The following is a 19,599-nucleotide window of genomic DNA, read 5'->3' on the forward strand; positions in this document are numbered from 1 at the left end:
AAATGACAATGAGGTAGTCATGAGCTTTTCCGTAGACGTGCTGGCGGGCATCGCCATTGAATTACAAAGCGGTATTGGACATCAGGACCGTTTTCAACGTCTGATAACCACTTTGCGTCAGGTGCTGGAGTGCGACGCGTCGGCACTGCTGCGCTATGAGTCGCGACAGTTTATTCCGCTGGCGATCGATGGGCTGGCGCAGGATGTTCTCGGCAGACGCTTTACTCTGGAAGGGCATCCGCGTCTGGAGGCGATTGCCCGCGCCGGAGACGTGGTTCGTTTCCCTGCCGACAGCGATTTGCCAGACCCATATGATGGTCTGATTCCGGGGCAGGAGAGTCTGAAGGTGCATGCCTGTATTGGGCTGCCGTTGTTCGCCGGTCAAAATTTGATTGGTGCGTTAACCCTGGATGGCATGGAGCCCGATCAGTTCGATGTTTTCAGCGATGAGGAGCTTAGGCTGATTGCCGCGCTGGCGGCGGGTGCGCTGAGCAATGCGCTGCTGATTGAACAACTGGAAAGCCAGAATATGCTGCCAGGTTCGTCAACCAACTTTGAGCAGGTGACGGAAACCCAGATGATTGGCCTGTCGCCCAATATGATGCAGTTGAAAAAAGAAATTGAGATTGTGGCGGGGTCCGATCTCAACGTGCTGATTAGCGGCGAAACAGGGACCGGGAAGGAGCTGGTGGCTAAAGCTATCCATGAAGGTTCGCCGCGCGCGGTGAATCCACTGGTGTATCTGAACTGCGCGGCGTTGCCGGAAACCGTAGCCGAAAGTGAGCTGTTTGGTCACGTAAAAGGTGCATTTACCGGGGCTATCAGCAATCGTAGCGGTAAGTTTGAAATGGCCGACAATGGGACGCTGTTTCTCGACGAGATAGGCGAACTCTCGTTGGCGCTACAGGCTAAGCTGCTGCGCGTATTGCAGTACGGCGATATTCAGCGCGTGGGTGACGATCGCAGCCTGCGCGTGGATGTGCGGGTGCTGGCGGCGACGAACCGTGATTTACGCGAAGAGGTGCTGGCCGGGAATTTCCGCGCGGATTTGTTCCACCGTCTGAGCGTTTTCCCCCTTTCTGTACCGCCTCTTCGTGAGCGCGGCGAAGATGTGGTGCTGCTGGCCGGCTATTTTTGCGAGCAATGCCGACTACGGCTGGGTCTTTCCCGCGTGGTGCTAAGCCCCGGAGCGCGTAGTCATCTGCTGAATTACGGCTGGCCCGGAAACGTGCGCGAGCTGGAACATGCCATTCACCGGGCGGTTGTTCTGGCCAGGGCTACCAGGGCAGGGGATGAAGTGGTGCTGGAGGCGCAGCATTTTGCCTTGCAGGATGAAGGTCCGGCTCCGCAGGTGGCGGAAGTTGTTGCGGAGATCCCACAACATCACAATCTGCGTGAAGCAACAGAGTCGTTCCAGCGGGAGATGATCCGCCGGGCACTGGCGCAAAATAATCACAGTTGGGCGGCAAGCGCGCGGGCGCTGGAAACAGACGTCGCCAACCTGCACCGGCTGGCGAAACGTCTGGGTCTGAAGGATTAGATAATACCGGCCTGATAGAAATCCTGCAGGTTGATAGCACCGGTGAGTTTACCGTTTTCATCGACCACCGGTGCGGCAGTGATTTTACGCTTCATCAGGATCTCTTTGGCGTCAATCGCGCGGCTCTGCGCCTGTAGCGTAATGCCATTCTGAGTCATAGCTTCGCTAACCTGGGTGGTGAGCGCTCCGCCGCCAACCAGCCAGCGGCGCAGGTCACCGTCGGTAAAGACCCCTTTCACCAGTGACTGGTCGTCGCAGACCGCGACCAGGCCAAGACCCGTGCGGCTGAGTTCCAGCATCGCGTCCATAACGCTGGTGGTGAGCTTCACCTGAGGTATGGCATCGTCACGGCGCATCAGATGATGCACTTTATTTAACAGACGAGCGCCCAGCGCACCTGCCGGATGTGAGCGGGCAAAATCTTCTTCGTTAAAGCCGCGCGCCTGCATTACAGCGATCGCCAGCGCGTCACCCATCATCAGCGTATTTACGGTGCTGGACGTCGGTGCCAGGCGCATCGGACAGGCTTCGCGCTCAACGGAAATATCCAGCACGGCTTTGGCTGCCAGACCCAACGGTGAGGTCGGTTTTCCGGTCATTGCCAGCAGTGCGACGGATTTGTCTTCCAGGCGTGGGATGATGAGATCCAGCTCTTTCGCACCGCCGGAGTAGGAGATAAACAGCATGACATCACGGCTTTCGATCATCCCTAAGTCGCCGTGCAGCGCTTCCGCCGGATGCACAAAAAAGGCGGGCGTGCCGGTACTGGCGAGGGTCGCCGCAATTTTTTTGCCAATATGACCTGATTTACCAATACCGGAGACAATGACTTTGCCTTCACAGTGGATAATCGTATTAGCGGCGCGGACAAAATCATCGCCCAGGCGTTCTGGCAGTCGGCTGGCTTCCTGTAGTTCCAGCATTAACGTCTGACGGCCCGCGTTCAGTAGTGCATCACTCATTGGTTTCTCCGGTTATGATCACTTCAATCCCTTTTGCTTCCAGCGCCTGACGAAACGCAGGGTCGATGCCCGCATCGGTAATCAGCTTGTCGACGCTTTCCAGACTGCATACAACATTAGGGCTTTTGCGCCCAAATTTTGACGAGTCAGCCATCAGAATCACTTCGCGAGCGGCATTGCACATCGCTTTACTGACGCTAAACACCTCATTAAAGGTGGTCACGCCGGCATTGAGGTCAATGCCGTCGGTGCCCATGAAGAGTTTATCAAAGCTGAACTGCTCAAAGGCGTTTTCTGCCAGCTGACCGTGAAATGACGCAGATTTTTTGCGAAAGGTCCCGCCGGGCATCAGGATAGTTTGCTCGTTGTCCAGCTCCGAAAGGGCGTTAACAATGTGCAGACTGTTGGTCATGACGGTGATGTTGCTAAAGCGCGTGAGCATCGGCACCATCTGCAGTACGGTGCTACCCGCATCCAGAATAATAGAGTCGCCATCGTGTATAAAACGGACGGCGGCTTCGGCAATCTGCTCTTTTTTATGCGTATTGATTAGCGTTTTGTGATCGATTGGCGGGTCGGATTCGTCTTTATTTAATACCACACCGCCATAGGTACGAATGACGGTTCCGGCATTTTCCAGAATGACCAGGTCTTTGCGAATGGTCGTGCCGGTCGTGTCAAAGTAGTGGGCCAGTTCTTCAACCGAGCATTTGCCCTGCTTTTGCAGATGCTCCAGTATGGCAGCCTGACGCTGACGAGGTTTCATAGGCGTGATTACCCTGACTTAATAAGTTGCAAAATGATAATTTCGCAAGCTATTAGCATTCACAACGAAATTACCCATGTTTCAGTTTAAGCGCCAATGATAGTGCATTCTGTGATAACGGATCATGGGGAAAGATCACATCAGGCTGTAAATCATCAAGATGTTTGCCCATTATCGTGGCAATTTTGCCTGGTCGGGCGAATACCGTAAGACCTTTCATAAATAACGTGTCGGTCACCCGTTGCTGCTCATCCAGCGCAATGGCTACCACCACGCGCGGTTTAAAACGCCCACCGGAGCGACCAACACCAACCCGACCTTGCTGGCAGAGTTGATCAAACGCCCGGTTAAAGCGGGATATTTGCCAGCCACCAAGCGCCAGTTGCAGGCACCAGGCGATAGCGGCGACGGTAATCAGTGCGGAAACCATTATGTACTCCTTTGATTTTGCCGGATAAGCGCAGCCGCCATCCGGCAATTCAACATTAAAACATCACCTGACCGCCGGTCACGTTGATGGACTGTCCGGTGCAGTAAGAGGCTTTTGGACTGGCGTAAAACAGCAGCATGTTCAGTACGTCCTGATAATCGCAGCCGCGTTTAAGCGGAACCTTATCAATGTAGTACTGCTCCACCTCATCTGGCTTAAGGCCCAGCTTGGTCGCATATTGCGGTAATAACGACTGAAACATTGGTGATTTCAGCAGGTTGCCGAGCATCAGCGAATGTACGGTGATCCCATACTCCGCCAGATCCAGCGCCAGCGACTGGGTTAAGCCCACGCCGCCAAATTTTGCCGCGCTGTAGCCTGAATTGTGTTTGCTGCCCACTTTCCCTGATTTTGAGTTGATCTGGATAATGCGTCCCTGCACGCCATCGCGGATCATCAGGCGTGAAAATTCACGAGCACAGAGGAAGTAGCCGACCAGATTGACCTGCAGCGAGCGGTCGAAATCCCCAAGCTGAAAGTCGCTGATAAACGCGGCTTTAGCGATACCCGCGCTGTAAACCAGCAGATCGACACGACCGAATATTTCATCCACTCCGCGCGACAGAGCCAGCACGCTCTGTTCGCTGGTGGCATCTGCGCCAAAACCGTACGCGGTACCTTCGCCAAACTCGGCGTTAATTTCTTGCGCGACGTTGGCAGCTTTATCGCTTTGAATATCCACCACCGCGACGCGGTATCCTTCTGTCGCAAGCCCACGGCAAAGGAATGCCCCCAGGGTCTGGCCTCCACCAATGACAACGGCAACCTGATTCATTTTTATCTCCTTCAATCTTAAGCAACAAACTTCAAAATACAGCCCGGGGTGATACCGTCCGGGACGGGGCCCGCAACGTGTACAGTGCCGGGGAATTCCGCTTCGCTCTGCCCGTCAAAGCGCAGGGTGATATGCCCGAGTTCACGTAAGTTTTGTTCCGCCACGCTGCCAACGGCGGTGACCGGGTAGTGGTGCTGGCCCAGTTCAAACTGGATCCCGGCTTGTAAAGAGCCGTTCAGGTCCCCGTGGCAATGGATGAAACAAAACTCTTCGATATCCGCTGGCGCGCCTTCACGAAAGGTAATCAGCATCTGGTCGCACAGTGCATCCGGGGCGCTCTGGCCGATACGGGTAATGGTGGTTTGATAAATTACGGTCATTTTTGAGTGCCCCTTATTGGTAAATAAAGCCAGAAACAAACCAGGCGATGAGAACGGTAGGTGCGCCGGTCAGAAAACGGCTCACCAGTACGGATGGCACGCCGACGCGGACCGTGTCCTGACGTGCTTCGGCCAGCGACAATCCGACTGGAATAAAGTCACATGCAGCCTGGGCGTTAATGGCGAACAGGGCAGGTAGCGCCAGATGCGGAGGAATGTTCCCCAGACCAATCTGTACACCGATCAGCACGCCGATAACCTGGGCGATAACCGCACCGGGGCCGAGGAAAGGCGACAGCAGCGGGAAAGAGCAGATCAGCGCCAGAGTAACCAGTCCCAACGGATGGCTGGCCAGCGGCGCGAGTCCATGGGCAATCCAGTCTCCCAGACCCGAAGCCATAATGATGCCGATCAGTGCCGAGACGAACGCCATAAATGGCAGAATAGTTTTCAGGACGGTATCGATGGTGTCACGTCCGGACTGGAACAGAACCGCAACGGCTGAACCCATGCCCATTCCCACTTTTGCCAACAGGCCGTCGCTTTGTTCGGTAATCTTTTTACTGGTGTCGTAATCGCGACCGATAGTGCTGCTTGCAGGTTGCGGCGCAGCGGATGCCTCGCCGACAATCGTGATGTTTTCTTCTTTCACGCCAGAGACATAGATATCTTCGACAATGTACTGAGCCAGCGGGCCGGATTTACCCGTAGCGTGAATATTCACCGTCGGTATACGGCGTTTGGGATAGATCCCACAGCGCAGCGTGCCGCCGCAGTCGATGATCGCCACACCAATTTCGTTCTCCGGCGGCTCGCCTTCTTTGAAGCCATCAACTGCCTGCCAACCGGTCAGGCTTGCTATCCTGTCGACTATTGCGGGGCGAGTTCCGGCGGTGATATAGACAATTTTCTTGCCCGGTACGGCATCCAGTTCAAGGGGGCCGCCCCAGCCACCGGTGCCTTTTTCAATACGAATACGTGTCATGATGTTGCTCCCGCCAGATGCACCTTCTGCTCAAGTTGAATGCCCATTTTTTTCTCGAAGATAGTGGTGGTGAAATCGGTCACCCAGCCGCGGAAGAAGTTAGTCACCAAACCGACCAGCAGGTAGCTCACCGCCAGTGGGCCAAGCGGAAGCCCCAGCGTGGTCAGGCCGCTGGCGATCCCCAGATAGACAAACAGTTCGCCGGGGTTGATGTGCGGGAATAAGCCGTTCATGGAATGGCAACTGTAAGAGGCGGCGGCGTAGTAGCTGGGCTTGTATTTTTCTGGCATAAAGCGACCCAGACTCAGCGTCATCGGGTTACAAAATACAAATGTGCCGATGCACGGCAGTAGCAAATAGCGGGACAGTGGATTTCCGGCGCAGCGCTGAGCAAAACGTTCAATACGTTGCTGGCCGATAAAGTTAATCAGCGCATTCATGATGACCAGCAGGCTAATCAGCAGGGGAAGAATACCGGTCACCATACCGGTAAACACTTCTCCGCCTTTCTGGAACAGCCCGATAAACCACTCAGCACCGAGTGTGATGGTGTCGATCATTATTCTCTCCTGTAGGGATTTTAGTTATCTTGCCAAACGGTGGTTAATTTTAATCAGATCGAAAGATATAAAAGTGTTATTTTGATCTCAAAATGAAAGATAAATATTTTAATTTGAAAGTTATTGCGTGAAAGCTCGCAAATGTGAAGGTCAGAGATGAAAGGGGATGTAAATTCTGTGAAGGAGAGCGACTACCGCTTCCTTGTATGGCGGAGGATGCTTTACCATACTTCTCCCAGGCTGAATTTGTTTAATGGATGTCTCATGTTCAAGCGTCGTTATGTAGCGTTACTCCCCTTTTTCGTACTGCTCGCTGCCTGTAGCAGCAAACCTAAACCTTCAGAGACTCAAACGACTACGGGTGCGCCATCCGGCGGCTTCCTGCTTGAGCCACAGCACAACGTCATGCAAACGGGCGGTGATTTTGCCAATAATCCGAACGCGCAGCAGTTCATCGAAAAAATGGTCAACAAGCACGGCTTTGACCGCCAGCAGTTGCAGGAGATCCTGTCGCAGGCCAAGCGTCTGGACTCGGTATTGCGTTTGATGGACCGCCAGGCACCGACGACTCAACCGCCAGCCGGTCCTAACGGCGCATGGCTGCGCTACCGCAAACAGTTCATCACGCCTGACAACGTGCAAAATGGTGTGGCCTTCTGGAATCAATATGAAGATGCGCTGAACCGCGCGTGGCAGGTCTATGGTGTTCCGCCGGAAATTATCGTTGGCATTATCGGCGTTGAAACGCGTTGGGGTCGCGTGATGGGTAAAACGCGGATTCTGGATGCGCTGGCGACGCTGTCGTTTAACTATCCTCGTCGTGCGGAATACTTCTCTGGTGAACTGGAAACCTTCCTGCTGATGGCGCGAGATGAAAGCGACGATCCGCTCGATTTGAAAGGTTCTTTTGCCGGCGCGATGGGCTACGGCCAGTTTATGCCGTCTTCCTATAAGCAATATGCCGTTGATTTTAATGGTGATGGCCACATTAACCTGTGGGATCCGGTTGATGCCATCGGTAGCGTGGCGAATTACTTCAAGGGCCACGGCTGGGTGAAAGGCGATACGGTCGCGGTGCCGGCAAATGGTCAGGCACCTGGGCTGGCGAACGGCTTTAAAACCCAGTACAGCATTTCTCAGCTTGCTGCCGCGGGTCTGACGCCACAGCAGTCGTTGGGTAATCATCAGCAGGCCAGCCTGCTGCGCCTGGATATTGGTACCGGCTATCAGTACTGGTATGGACTGCCGAACTTCTACACCATCACCCGCTACAACCACAGTACCCACTACGCGATGGCCGTGTGGCAGTTGGGTCAGGCGGTCGCGCTGGCGCGCGTGCAGTAATCGCTCCACCGGCCTACAGGAAGAAATCTCTCGTAGGCCGGATAAGATGCCCTGACATCGTCATCCGGCAGGTCTTATTTATGCAACGGAGCAATTTTTGGAATCCCCCTCGTAAAACGTTCTCTCCATCCCCACATTAGTTATGAAAGTGCTATCTTGTCCGGCATATTTTTTAACTGACAGAGGCTGAAATGACCGACAGTGAACTGATGCAGTTAAGTGAGCAGGTTGGCCTGGCGCTGAAAGCGCGTGGGGCGACCGTTACGACGGCGGAGTCCTGCACCGGCGGCTGGGTGGCCAAAGCGATTACGGATATTGCCGGAAGCTCCGCCTGGTTTGAACGCGGGTTTGTGACCTACAGCAACGAAGCCAAAGCACAAATGATTGGCGTGCGCGAAGAGACGCTGGCCCAGCATGGGGCGGTGAGCGAGCCTGTGGTGGTGGAGATGGCGATTGGCGCGCTAAAAGCTGCCCGCGCGCATTTCGCGGTCTCGATCAGTGGTATTGCCGGGCCGGATGGCGGCAGTGAAGAAAAGCCCGTGGGTACCGTATGGTTCGCCTTTGCCAGCGCGAGCGGCGAGGGTATTACGCGTCGGGAATGCTTCAGCGGCGATCGCGACGCGGTACGTCGACAGGCGACCGTCTACGCGTTACAAACCCTGTGGCAACAATTTCTACAAAATACTTGATACTGTATGAGCATACAGTATAATTGCCTCAACAGAACATTATCTATCACGTTTCGCGGTTTAACCCGAAAGCGGCATGACAGGAGTAATTAATGGCTATCGACGAAAACAAACAGAAAGCGTTGGCTGCAGCGCTGGGTCAGATCGAAAAGCAATTCGGTAAAGGCTCCATCATGCGCCTGGGTGAAGACCGTTCCATGGATGTGGAAACTATCTCCACCGGTTCGCTTTCTCTGGATATCGCATTGGGCGCGGGCGGTTTGCCAATGGGCCGTATCGTCGAAATCTACGGGCCTGAATCCTCCGGTAAAACAACGCTGACCCTGCAGGTTATTGCCGCTGCGCAGCGTGAAGGTAAAACCTGTGCATTTATCGATGCGGAACACGCGCTGGATCCGGTCTATGCCCGTAAGCTTGGTGTTGATATCGACAACCTGCTGTGTTCTCAGCCGGATACCGGTGAACAAGCGCTGGAAATCTGTGATGCGCTGGCGCGCTCCGGTGCGGTTGACGTTATCGTTGTCGACTCCGTTGCCGCATTGACGCCGAAGGCAGAAATCGAAGGCGAGATTGGCGACTCTCACATGGGCCTTGCGGCGCGTATGATGAGCCAGGCAATGCGTAAGCTGGCCGGTAACCTGAAGCAGTCCAACACGCTGCTGATTTTCATCAACCAGATCCGTATGAAGATTGGCGTTATGTTTGGTAACCCGGAAACCACCACCGGTGGTAACGCCCTGAAATTCTATGCGTCTGTTCGTCTGGACATCCGTCGTATTGGCGCGGTGAAAGAAGGCGACAACGTGGTTGGCAGCGAAACCCGCGTTAAGGTTGTGAAAAACAAAATTGCAGCGCCGTTCAAACAGGCTGAATTCCAGATCCTTTACGGTGAAGGCATCAACTTCTACGGCGAACTGGTTGACCTGGGCGTGAAAGAGAAGCTGATTGAAAAAGCCGGTGCATGGTACAGCTACAACGGTGAGAAAATCGGTCAGGGTAAAGCGAATGCGACCAACTGGCTGAAAGAAAACCCGGCAACTGCGAAAGAAATTGAGAAGAAATTGCGTGAGTTACTGCTCAATAACCAGGATTCAACGCCTGATTTCTCCGTTGATGACAGCGGCGAAGACGTAAAAGAAACGAACGAAGATTTCTGATAATCTGTTTTGAATCGCATGTTGTGAATCACATATAGTAAAGGGCTGCATATCATGCAGCCCTTTTTCATTTCTGAAGGCTTACTATGACAGAAGCAACTTCCCGCCGTTCTGCTTATTCCCGACTGCTTGACCGCGCCGTACGCATTCTGGCGATGCGCGACCACAGCGAGCAGGAACTGCGGCGTAAGCTGGCCGCTCCGGTGATGGGGAAAAATGGACCAGAAGAAATTGATGCCACGCCGGAGGATTACGACAAGGTCATCGCCTGGTGTATTGAAAGTCGTTATCTGGATGATGATCGTTTCGTGCAGCAGTTTATCGCCAGCCGTAGCCGCAAAGGTTATGGACCAGCCCGAGTGCGCCAGGAATTAAACCAAAAAGGGATCGCGCGTGAAGCTATCGAGCGGGCCATGCGTGAGTGCGAAATTGACTGGGCAGTGCTTGCACGCGAGCAGGCCATTCGGAAGTACGGTGAACCTTTACCTGTCGATTTTTCAGATAAAGTAAAGGTCCAGCGTTTTTTGCTCTATCGCGGCTATCTGATGGAAGATATTCAGGCAATATGGCGAAATTTTGACGATTGACCGCATACGGGATTTTACTTCCCAGTAAAGAAAACTTATCTTATTCCCACTTTTCGATTGCCAGAGGCGCAGTTTGCGTGCCGATGCTGGTAATGACATTTCGTTAGCTTGATTTCTTCAGGATAATTATGAGCAAGAGCACCGCTGAGATCCGTCAGGCGTTTCTCGATTTTTTCCATAGTAAAGGACACCAGGTAGTTGCCAGCAGCTCCCTGGTACCGAACAATGACCCTACTTTGTTGTTTACCAACGCCGGGATGAACCAGTTCAAGGATGTTTTCCTTGGCCTCGACAAGCGTAATTATTCCCGCGCAACCACCTCGCAGCGTTGTGTACGTGCGGGCGGTAAGCACAATGACCTGGAAAACGTCGGTTACACTGCACGTCACCACACTTTCTTCGAAATGCTGGGCAACTTCAGCTTCGGCGATTACTTCAAACACGACGCTATTCAATATGCATGGGAACTGCTGACCGGTGAAAACTGGTTTGCTCTGCCAAAAGAGCGTCTGTGGGTAACCGTCTATGAAACTGACGATGAAGCCTATGAAATCTGGGAAAAAGAAGTCGGTATTCCGCGCGAACGTATCATCCGTATCGGTGATAACAAAGGTGCGGCTTATGCTTCAGACAACTTCTGGCAGATGGGTGATACCGGTCCTTGCGGTCCATGTACCGAAATTTTCTACGACCACGGTGACCATATCTGGGGTGGACCTCCGGGAAGCGCAGAAGAAGATGGCGATCGCTACATTGAGATCTGGAACATCGTCTTCATGCAGTTCAACCGTCAGGCTGACGGCACCATGGAACCGCTGCCGAAACCGTCCGTGGATACCGGTATGGGTCTGGAGCGTATTGCGGCCGTGCTGCAACACGTTAACTCCAACTATGAAATCGACCTGTTCCGCTCACTGATTGAATCCGTGGCGAAAGTCACTGGCGCAACCGATCTGAGCAACAAGTCTCTGCGCGTTATCGCTGACCATATCCGTTCCTGTGCATTCCTGATTGCCGATGGCGTTGTGCCGTCGAATGAAAACCGTGGCTATGTGCTGCGCCGTATCATTCGTCGCGCGGTACGTCATGGCAACATGCTGGGCGCGAAGGATACCTTCTTCTACAAGCTGGTTGGTCCGTTGGTAGACGTCATGGGCTCTGCAGGTGAAGAACTGAAGCGTCAGCAGGCTATGGTTGAACAGGTTCTGAAAACCGAAGAAGAGCAGTTTGCGCGTACTCTGGAGCGTGGTCTGGCGCTGCTGGACGAAGAACTGGCAAAACTGTCTGGCGATACGCTGGATGGCGAAACCGCATTCCGTCTGTATGACACCTACGGTTTCCCGGTTGACCTGACGGCAGACGTTTGCCGCGAGCGTAACATTAAGGTTGACGAAGCAGGCTTTGAAGCTGCAATGGAAGAACAGCGCCGTCGTGCGCGTGAAGCCAGCGGCTTCGGCGCAGACTACAATGCGATGATTCGCGTTGATGGCGCCTCTGAATTTAAAGGCTACGAGCACCTGGAACTGAACGGCAAAGTGACCGCGCTGTTTGTTGATGGTAAAGCGGTAGACGCAATTAACGCAGGTCAGGAAGCCGTTGTCGTACTGGATCAGACGCCGTTCTATGCGGAATCTGGTGGTCAGGTTGGCGACAAGGGTGAACTGAAAGGCGCAGGCTTCGCGTTTGCCGTTAGCGACACGCAGAAATATGGCCAGGCCATTGGTCACATCGGCAAGCTGTCTGCGGGTTCTCTGAAAATTGGTGATGCGGTACAGGCTGATGTGGATGAAGCCCGTCGTGCGCGTATTCGTTTGAACCACTCCGCAACGCATCTGATGCACGCGGCGCTGCGCCAGGTTCTGGGCACGCATGTGGCACAGAAAGGTTCGTTGGTTAACGATAAACTGCTGCGCTTCGACTTCTCTCATACCGAAGCAATGAAGCCTGCTGAAATCCGTGCCGTTGAAGATCTGGTGAACGCGCAAATCCGTCGCAACTTGCCGATTGAAACGAACATCATGGATCTCGAAGCGGCAAAAGCCAAAGGCGCAATGGCACTGTTTGGCGAGAAATATGACGACCATGTGCGCGTTCTGAGCATGGGTGATTTCTCTACCGAGTTGTGTGGCGGTACTCACGCCAGCCGTACGGGTGATATCGGTCTGTTCCGCATTGTGTCCGAGTCAGGTACTGCGGCAGGCGTTCGTCGTATTGAAGCCGTAACCGGTGAAGGTGCTATCCAAACCGTGCATGCTGAGAGCGATCGCTTAAGCGATGTTGCGCAGCTGCTGAAAGGCGATAGCCAGAATATCGGTGACAAAGTTCGTTCCGTGCTGGAGCGTACACGTCAACTGGAAAAAGAATTGCAGCAATTGAAGGAACAGGCTGCGGCGCAGGAGAGTGCAAATCTTTCCAGCAAAGCGGTTGATATCAACGGCGTGAAGCTGCTGGTCAGCGAACTCGCGGACGTTGAGCCGAAAATGTTGCGTACCATGGTTGATGATCTGAAAAATCAACTGGGGTCTACCGTTATCGTTCTGGCAACGGTAGTGGAAGGTAAGGTTTCTCTGATTGCGGGTGTGTCTAAGGACGTGACAGATCGCGTGAAAGCAGGGGAACTGGTTGGAATGGTCGCTCAGCAGGTCGGCGGTAAGGGTGGCGGTCGTCCAGACATGGCGCAAGCCGGTGGTACGGATGCAGCGGCTCTGCCTGCAGCGTTAGCCAGTGTGAAAGGCTGGGTCAGCGCAAAACTGTAATAATTATAAGCGTAAGTCGACGCTGCGGACTTCAATCCGCAGCGTTTGAATCAACGCTATCGACAACGATAAAGTCAGGTTGAAGTTGTGTATATCGGCTAAACTTAGGTTTAACAGAATGTGATGCCGTGACTGCTTACACTTAGGTGTTTGTCATCGCTTACTTTTTGGCGTTATATGATGGATAATGCCGGGATACAGAGAGACCCGACTCTTTTAATCTTTCAAGGAGCAAAGAATGCTGATTCTGACTCGTCGAGTTGGTGAGACCCTCATGATAGGCGATGAGGTCACCGTGACAGTTTTAGGGGTGAAGGGCAACCAGGTGCGCATTGGCGTAAACGCCCCGAAAGAAGTTTCTGTCCATCGTGAAGAGATCTACCAGCGTATCCAGGCTGAAAAATCCCAGCAGTCCAGTTACTAAGGTTTTCGCGTCTCACCTTTCTGGTGAGGCGCAACCTGATTGAGTTACTCTTTTTCTTCTCTTTTCTTCTTCGTCTTCCCCATTTTTTCGATTCCACTGCGCGTAATGCCTTTTCCTGCGAAGTTTCCGTTTGTTCACTCCTTCAGGAAATTGCCAATTTATCTGTTGATAAAACACTCTTTTTGCCGTTTTTGCAGACTAATTGCGCGTGAAATGTGCAAACGATAAAAGCTCTGGAAAAATTGTTTGACTTATAAGTCCCAGAAAGTAATATGTGCGCCACGCAGCGACGATGAGCAGAAACAAGTTCTTCGAAGCACTCGCAAGAGGCGTGTTGGTGAGGTGGCCGAGAGGCTGAAGGCGCTCCCCTGCTAAGGGAGTATGCGGTCAAAAGCTGCATCCGGGGTTCGAATCCCCGCCTCACCGCCATTTGCATCCGTAGCTCAGCTGGATAGAGTACTCGGCTACGAACCGAGCGGTCGGAGGTTCGAATCCTCCCGGATGCACCATATTACTTGATAGCGCTTTAGCAGCGACATCAAATCTGCAGTAAAGTAAGTTTCCCTGATGCATCCGTAGCTCAGCTGGATAGAGTACTCGGCTACGAACCGAGCGGTCGGAGGTTCGAATCCTCCCGGATGCACCATCTTCTCCGAAATAACAGCAAAACTGTTGTTTCATGGTCTGCGAGATAATCGCGAGCACCAGGGAGGATAACGTTGCTTCAGCAACGGCCCGCAGGGCGAGGCGCAGCCGAGTAATCCTCCCGGATGCACCATCTCTTACTTGATACCGCTTATCACGGTATCAATATCGGCAGTAAAGCAAGTTTCCCGATGCATCCGTAGCTCAGCTGGATAGAGTACTCGGCTACGAACCGAGCGGTCGGAGGTTCGAATCCTCCCGGATGCACCATATTATTTGATATCGCTTTAGCAGCGATACCAAATCTGCAGTAAAGTAAGTTTCCCTGATGCATCCGTAGCTCAGCTGGATAGAGTACTCGGCTACGAACCGAGCGGTCGGAGGTTCGAATCCTCCCGGATGCACCATCTTCCCCCTCTAAATCATTTCCACATACACTCTGAATACCCCTCAATTCGCTGTCAGCGACAAAATCAATCAATTACGATAAAATAACGTCTGGTCATTCGGCTTGTGAGAAGACGATGTACGAACGTTATGCGGGTTTAATTTTTGATATGGATGGTACCATCCTGGATACCGAGCCTACGCATCGTAAAGCGTGGCATGAGGTATTGGGGCATTATGGACTACGGTTTGATGAACATGCCATGGTCGCCCTCAATGGCTCCCCAACGTGGCGTATTGCGCAGTCGGTAATTGAATTGAACCATGCCGATCTTGATCCTCATGCACTGGCACGTGAAAAAACCGACAAGGTGAGAAGCATGCTGCTGGATAGCGTCCAGCCTTTGCCGTTGGTTGATGTCGTGAAAGCCTGGCATGGTCGTCGTCCTATGTCGGTAGGTACGGGTAGTGAAAGCGCAATTGCAGAAGCGCTGCTCGCTCACCTTGGTCTGCGTCGCTATTTTGATGCTGTAGTCGCAGCCGATCACGTACAACACCATAAACCGGCTCCTGATACGTTTTTGCTTTGTGCCGAACGTATGGGGGTTGTTCCGGCTCGTTGCGTCGTGTTTGAAGATGCCGATTTTGGAATACAGGCGGCGCATGCCGCGGGAATGGATGCCGTGGATGTCCGGTTATTGTGAGTGATGGACTGTCGCTCCTGTCACTGTTTGCCAGCAGTTTTCTCAGTGCCACGCTATTACCCGGCAATTCTGAAGTTGTTCTGGTTGCTTTGTTGGTTTCCGGGGTCAGTCATCCCTGGGTCTTAGTCTTAACAGCAACAATGGGTAATAGCCTTGGAGGGTTAACTAACGTTATCCTTGGGCGTTTCTTTCCATTGCGTAAAACATCGCGCTGGCAAGAAAAAGCCACTGGCTGGCTGCGGCGCTATGGCGCTGTCACACTATTATTAAGCTGGATGCCGGTTGTGGGGGATTTGCTGTGCCTGTTAGCCGGGTGGATGCGCATCTCGTGGGGCCCAGTTCTCTTTTTCTTATGCCTTGGCAAGGCGCTGCGCTATGTTGTTGTCGCAGCGGTTACGACACAAGGCATTATGTGGTGGCACTAATTGTGTTGTGGGATAGCCTTCAGGGTAACCAATACCATTATGCTAATTAAAACGATTTTGACAGGCGGGAGGTCAATTTGATCCCGGACGTATCACAGGCGCTGGCCTGGCTGGAAAACCATCCTCAGGCGTTAAAGGGGATTCAACGTGGTCTGGAGCGCGAAACGCTGCGTGTTAATGCAGATGGGTCATTAGCAACAACAGGCCATCCTGAGGTGTTAGGCTCAGCGCTAACGCATAAGTGGATAACCACTGACTTTGCCGAAGCATTGCTGGAGTTCATTACTCCTCCCGGTGACGACATTGAGAAAATGCTCACGTTCATGCGCGACTTACATCGTTATACCGCCAGAAACCTTGGCGACGAGCGTATGTGGCCGTTGAGCATGCCTTGCTATATTGCCGAAGGTCAGGATATCGAACTGGCACAGTATGGTACGTCGAATACCGGTCGCCTGAAGACGCTGTACCGTGAAGGCCTCAAAAACCGTTACGGCGCGTTGATGCAGACAATCTCGGGCGTACACTACAATTTCTCGCTGCCTATGGCTTTCTGGCAGGCGAAATGCGGTGTAACCGAAGGTGAGGATGCAAAAGAGAAGATCTCCGCGGGCTACTTCCGTCTGATCCGCAACTACTACCGTTTTGGTTGGGTGATCCCGTATTTGTTTGGTGCCTCTCCGGCCATTTGTTCCTCATTCCTGCAAGGAAAACCGACAACTCTGCCGTTTGAAAAAACCGACTGTGGGATGTATTACCTGCCGTACGCAACGTCGCTGCGTCTGAGTGATTTGGGCTATACCAATAAGTCGCAAAGCAATCTCGGAATTACGTTTAACGATTTGCATGAGTATGTGGCAGGATTAAAGCGCGCGATTAAGACGCCTTCCGAGGAGTACGCGGCGATCGGTCTGGAGAAAGACGGTAAGCGTCTGCAAATCAACAGCAACGTTCTGCAGATTGAAAATGAGCTGTATGCGCCTATTCGCCCGAAACGCGTCACTCGTCGTGGAGAAACGCCATCAGATGCGCTTCTGCGTGGCGGTATCGAGTACATCGAAGTACGCTCGCTGGATATCAACCCGTTCTCGCCTATCGGCGTGGACGAGCAGCAGGTGCGTTTCCTCGATCTGTTTATGGTCTGGTGTGCGCTGGCTGATGCCCCGGAAATGAGCAGCGATGAATTGCTGTGTACGCGTAAAAACTGGAATCGCGTGATTCTCGAAGGGCGTAAGCCTGGGCTGACGTTAGGTATTGGCTGTGAAACAGCCCAGTTCCCGCTGCCGAAGGTTGGGAAAGATTTGTTCCGCGATCTGAAACGCGTGGCACAAACGCTGGACAGCATCGATGGGGGAGAGGAGTATCAGAAGGTCTGTGATGAACTGGTTGCCTGTTTTGACAATCCTGAACTGACTTTCTCTGCCCGGATCCTACGGTCTATGATTGATGAAGGTATTGGCGGCACGGGCAAAGCGCTGGGTGAGGCTTACCGAAATCTGCTGCGTGAAGAGCCGTTAGAAATAGTGCAGGAAGCTGAATTTATTGCTGAAACCGAGGCTTCAAAGCGTCGTCAGCAGGAGATCGAAGCGGCTGATACTGAGCCGTTTAGCGTGTGGCTGGAAAAGCACGCTTGATACAAAAGAAAAAGGCCACTCGGGAGTGGCCAAAATTTCATCTCTGAAAACAGGGATGATGATAACAAATGCGCGTCTTTCATATACTCAGACTCGCCCCGGAACAAAGAGTTCAGATTATTTTTAAAAAATTTATCGGAGGTGGCTAAATGCCGTTGTTAGATAGTTTTACTGTCGATCACACCCGGATGGAAGCTCCCGCGGTCCGGGTTGCAAAAACGATGAACACCCCGCATGGCGACGCAATCACCGTGTTTGATCTGCGTTTCTGCATTCCGAACAAAGAAGTGATGCCTGAGAAAGGTATCCATACGCTGGAACACCTGTTTGCAGGTTTTATGCGTAACCACCTTAACGGTAACGGCGTTGAGATTATTGATATCTCTCCGATGGGATGCCGTACCGGCTTCTACATGAGCCTGATTGGTACGCCGGACGAACAGCGTGTAGCCGACGCGTGGAAAGCGGCAATGGCGGACGTGCTGAAAGTACAGGATCAGAACCAGATCCCGGAGCTGAACGTTTACCAGTGCGGTACGTATCAGATGCACTCTCTTAGCGAAGCACAGGATATCGCGCGTCATATTCTGGAGCGTGATGTACGCGTGAACAGCAATGAAGAGCTGGCGCTACCGAAAGAGAAACTGCAGGAACTGCATATTTAGTCTTATTGATTAGCTGTTCCAGTATTTAAATTAACCCCGGTTTATGTCCGGGGTTTTTTATTGCTTAATATAATGTGCGTTTATTATATTTGCGGCGAGAATATATTTTAATTTAAATGATGCCTGACCTGTTAAATAATAAAATGTGATCTGGCAAGCAGAAAGAGGTGGATAATTAACGATGCCAGAGTGTATTGATCACATAAACTAAAAAACATAAATAATTAATAGAAAAACATAATGGAATACGCCAGATATCCGGGTAATAACAAGACTCTTTTAATAGCCGGTAGATAGGGTTTTTATCAAATCTTATCTGGTATACATTAAACTTTAGGGATGAAAATGAAGGCTAAATATTTGGCGCTGATGATCGGTGCTTGCTTTTCTCATAACCTTTGGGCAGCAAATAATATCACTATTGAGCAGCGTCTGGCTGAACTGGAGCAACGTGTTGTTAATGCCGAAAAACGGGCATCCGATGCCGAGGCACAAATTCGCTCACTGAAGCAGCAGCAGGTCGCCGCTACGCCGACGGTGAATGTCCAGTCTGCCGAGCCGATTGCAGCAGGTGAAACTCCGCCTAAGCTGACATTATCCGGCTTCAGCGATATTAAGTTCTATGGCGATGTCGAATTTAATATGGATGCGGCAAGCCGTTCCGGTAGCCTGACATCGATGAGAACATCAGCGAATAAAGATTGGGCACCAGGAACCAATGAACGCTGGGATATTAACGGACGCCTGTTGCTGGGCTTTGATGGTTACCAGCGGCGGGACAACTGTAATTTTGCAGGGTTCTCGGTACAGCCTCTGGCGGACCTGACCGGAAAAATGAACCTCGATGATGCCGTTTTCTTCTTTGGTCGTGAGAATGACTGGAAAATTAAGGTTGGTCGTTTTGAAGCCTACGATATGTTCCCGCTGAATCAGGATACGTTTGTTGAATATTCGGGGAATACAGCGAACGATCTCTACAGTGACGGTTACGGCTATATCTATATGATGAAAGAAGGACGGGGACGTAGCGACAGCGGGGGGAACTTCCTGCTGAGCAAAACCATCGACAACTGGTATTTCGAAGTTAACACATTGCTGGAAAATGGCAGTACGTTATATACCGAGAAGCAGTACCACGGAATGGATTTAACCAACGATAAAAACGTGGCTTACGTCCGTCCGGTTATCGCCTGGCAAAACGGGCGTTTTTCAACGGCGATAGCGATGGAAAGTAACGTCGTTAACAACGCCTACGGCTATTACCAAAATGGGACGTGGATCGATCAGTCAGATCGTACGGGCTATGGTTTTACCATGACCTGGAATGGTCAAAAAACGGACCCGGAAGATGGCGCAGTGATTAACCTGAATACCGCCTATATGGATGCGACCGATGAGACAGATTTTACCGCTGGGGTGAATGCGTTGTGGCATCGATTTGAACTGGGTTATATCTATGCGCATAACAAAATCGAAGCTTTCAATGCTACCAATATCGATGCCGTTTGTGAGGACGATTGCTGGATCACCGATCCCGGCAATTATGACATTCACACTATTCATGCCTCATATTTATTCCCCAATGTGATGGATATGAAAAACTTTAACATCTACCTCGGTGCCTATGCTTCATGGGTAGAGGCCAATCCGAATAATGGTGATAACAGCGAAGATGCGCGTTACGGCGGGCGTCTGAGATTCAAATATTACTTCTGATTGTAGGT

At 52.1% G+C, this 19,599-nt stretch carries 19 protein-coding genes and 5 tRNA genes; 17 read left to right on the forward strand and 7 right to left on the reverse strand.

The genetic code is table 11. From position 1 onward, the window contains the following. Window positions 1-19: 19 nt before the first annotated feature. Window positions 20-1,540, forward strand: coding sequence for a nitric oxide reductase transcriptional regulator NorR (gene norR / locus LY264_RS05155; RefSeq protein ID WP_048215691.1), 1,521 nt, complete (start codon window positions 20-22; stop codon window positions 1,538-1,540). Here norR and gutQ read toward each other — a convergent pair. From gutQ to srlA, 7 genes are all read right to left on the reverse strand, one after another. Further along, a complete protein-coding gene (gene gutQ / locus LY264_RS05160) occupies window positions 1,537-2,502 on the reverse strand; it encodes an arabinose-5-phosphate isomerase GutQ (protein ID WP_003825938.1) in 966 nt (321 codons plus the stop codon). The two genes, norR and gutQ, sit on opposite strands and share 4 nt — an antisense overlap. Continuing rightward, on the reverse strand, window positions 2,495-3,268 hold the full coding sequence (srlR, locus tag LY264_RS05165; RefSeq protein WP_003037350.1) for a glucitol operon DNA-binding transcriptional repressor SrlR: 774 nt from the start codon (window positions 3,266-3,268) through the stop codon (window positions 2,495-2,497). The genes gutQ and srlR overlap by 8 nt, the downstream gene beginning before the upstream one ends. Window positions 3,269-3,338: 70 nt before the next feature. Beyond that, window positions 3,339-3,698, reverse strand: coding sequence for a transcriptional regulator GutM (gene gutM / locus LY264_RS05170; protein WP_008785622.1), 360 nt, complete (start codon window positions 3,696-3,698; stop codon window positions 3,339-3,341). A gap of 55 nt (window positions 3,699-3,753) precedes the next feature. Then, window positions 3,754-4,533: a sorbitol-6-phosphate dehydrogenase gene (gene srlD, locus LY264_RS05175; RefSeq protein WP_003037345.1), complete on the reverse strand. Its 780-nt coding sequence runs from the start codon at window positions 4,531-4,533 to the stop codon at window positions 3,754-3,756. A gap of 17 nt (window positions 4,534-4,550) precedes the next feature. Continuing rightward, on the reverse strand, window positions 4,551-4,913 hold the full coding sequence (srlB, locus tag LY264_RS05180; RefSeq protein WP_008785621.1) for a PTS glucitol/sorbitol transporter subunit IIA: 363 nt from the start codon (window positions 4,911-4,913) through the stop codon (window positions 4,551-4,553). 13 nt (window positions 4,914-4,926) lie between these two features. Beyond that, window positions 4,927-5,898, reverse strand: a complete 972-nt coding sequence (gene srlE / locus LY264_RS05185) for a PTS glucitol/sorbitol transporter subunit IIB (RefSeq protein WP_048225255.1) — start codon at window positions 5,896-5,898, stop codon at window positions 4,927-4,929. Continuing rightward, entirely contained in the window at window positions 5,895-6,458 is a 564-nt protein-coding gene (srlA, locus tag LY264_RS05190) for a PTS glucitol/sorbitol transporter subunit IIC (RefSeq protein WP_003037339.1), read from the reverse strand. Before srlA ends, srlE begins: the two co-directional genes overlap by 4 nt. A 264-nt stretch (window positions 6,459-6,722) precedes the next feature. On the opposite strand from srlA, the gene mltB reads away from it, so the two are divergent. The 16 genes from mltB to LY264_RS05270 all read left to right on the forward strand — a co-directional run bounded on the left by mltB (window position 6,723) and on the right by LY264_RS05270 (window position 19,591). Further along, on the forward strand, window positions 6,723-7,802 hold the full coding sequence (gene mltB / locus LY264_RS05195; RefSeq protein ID WP_048225252.1) for a lytic murein transglycosylase B: 1,080 nt from the start codon (window positions 6,723-6,725) through the stop codon (window positions 7,800-7,802). 191 nt (window positions 7,803-7,993) lie between these two features. Next, window positions 7,994-8,491 carry a nicotinamide-nucleotide amidase gene (gene pncC, locus LY264_RS05200; protein WP_048225249.1) on the forward strand — a complete coding sequence of 166 codons (498 nt, stop codon included), beginning with the start codon at window positions 7,994-7,996 and terminating at the stop codon, window positions 8,489-8,491. A gap of 92 nt (window positions 8,492-8,583) precedes the next feature. Continuing rightward, window positions 8,584-9,648, forward strand: coding sequence for a recombinase RecA (gene recA, locus LY264_RS05205; RefSeq protein ID WP_003037330.1), 1,065 nt, complete (start codon window positions 8,584-8,586; stop codon window positions 9,646-9,648). A gap of 86 nt (window positions 9,649-9,734) precedes the next feature. Next, window positions 9,735-10,235 carry a recombination regulator RecX gene (recX, locus tag LY264_RS05210; protein WP_048225248.1) on the forward strand — a complete coding sequence of 167 codons (501 nt, stop codon included), beginning with the start codon at window positions 9,735-9,737 and terminating at the stop codon, window positions 10,233-10,235. A gap of 128 nt (window positions 10,236-10,363) precedes the next feature. Continuing rightward, the gene (gene alaS, locus LY264_RS05215) at window positions 10,364-12,991 is read left to right on the forward strand and encodes an alanine--tRNA ligase (RefSeq protein WP_048225245.1); all 2,628 of its coding nucleotides are present in this window, start codon (window positions 10,364-10,366) and stop codon (window positions 12,989-12,991) included. Window positions 12,992-13,229: 238 nt separating this feature from the next. After that, on the forward strand, window positions 13,230-13,415 hold the full coding sequence (csrA, locus tag LY264_RS05220; RefSeq protein ID WP_000906486.1) for a carbon storage regulator CsrA: 186 nt from the start codon (window positions 13,230-13,232) through the stop codon (window positions 13,413-13,415). A 336-nt stretch (window positions 13,416-13,751) separates the two neighbouring features. Beyond that, window positions 13,752-13,844 (forward strand) — tRNA-Ser (locus tag LY264_RS05225). A 3-nt stretch (window positions 13,845-13,847) separates the two neighbouring features. Next, a tRNA-Arg gene (locus LY264_RS05230) sits at window positions 13,848-13,924 on the forward strand. 60 nt (window positions 13,925-13,984) lie between these two features. After that, window positions 13,985-14,061: transfer RNA gene (locus tag LY264_RS05235), tRNA-Arg, on the forward strand. Window positions 14,062-14,253: 192 nt separating this feature from the next. Continuing rightward, window positions 14,254-14,330 (forward strand) — tRNA-Arg (locus LY264_RS05240). Between the two features lie 60 nt (window positions 14,331-14,390). Further along, a tRNA-Arg gene (locus LY264_RS05245) sits at window positions 14,391-14,467 on the forward strand. A gap of 117 nt (window positions 14,468-14,584) precedes the next feature. After that, window positions 14,585-15,151 (forward strand): fructose-1-phosphate/6-phosphogluconate phosphatase, encoded by a 567-nt coding sequence (yqaB, locus tag LY264_RS05250; protein WP_003825960.1) that lies wholly within the window; start codon window positions 14,585-14,587, stop codon window positions 15,149-15,151. Then, window positions 15,148-15,576, forward strand: coding sequence for a YqaA family protein (locus LY264_RS05255; RefSeq protein WP_003825961.1), 429 nt, complete (start codon window positions 15,148-15,150; stop codon window positions 15,574-15,576). Before yqaB ends, LY264_RS05255 begins: the two co-directional genes overlap by 4 nt. Window positions 15,577-15,653: 77 nt before the next feature. After that, entirely contained in the window at window positions 15,654-17,210 is a 1,557-nt protein-coding gene (gshA, locus tag LY264_RS05260; RefSeq protein ID WP_032944711.1) for a glutamate--cysteine ligase, read from the forward strand. Between the two features lie 149 nt (window positions 17,211-17,359). Beyond that, window positions 17,360-17,875 (forward strand): S-ribosylhomocysteine lyase, encoded by a 516-nt coding sequence (gene luxS, locus LY264_RS05265; RefSeq protein ID WP_003037312.1) that lies wholly within the window; start codon window positions 17,360-17,362, stop codon window positions 17,873-17,875. Window positions 17,876-18,220: 345 nt separating this feature from the next. After that, a complete protein-coding gene (locus LY264_RS05270) occupies window positions 18,221-19,591 on the forward strand; it encodes a carbohydrate porin (protein WP_048225856.1) in 1,371 nt (456 codons plus the stop codon). Window positions 19,592-19,599: the final 8 nt, after the last annotated feature.

It is taken from the genome of Citrobacter portucalensis (assembly GCF_023374935.1).
In the GTDB taxonomy this organism is placed as follows: Bacteria; Pseudomonadota; Gammaproteobacteria; order Enterobacterales; family Enterobacteriaceae; genus Citrobacter; species Citrobacter portucalensis.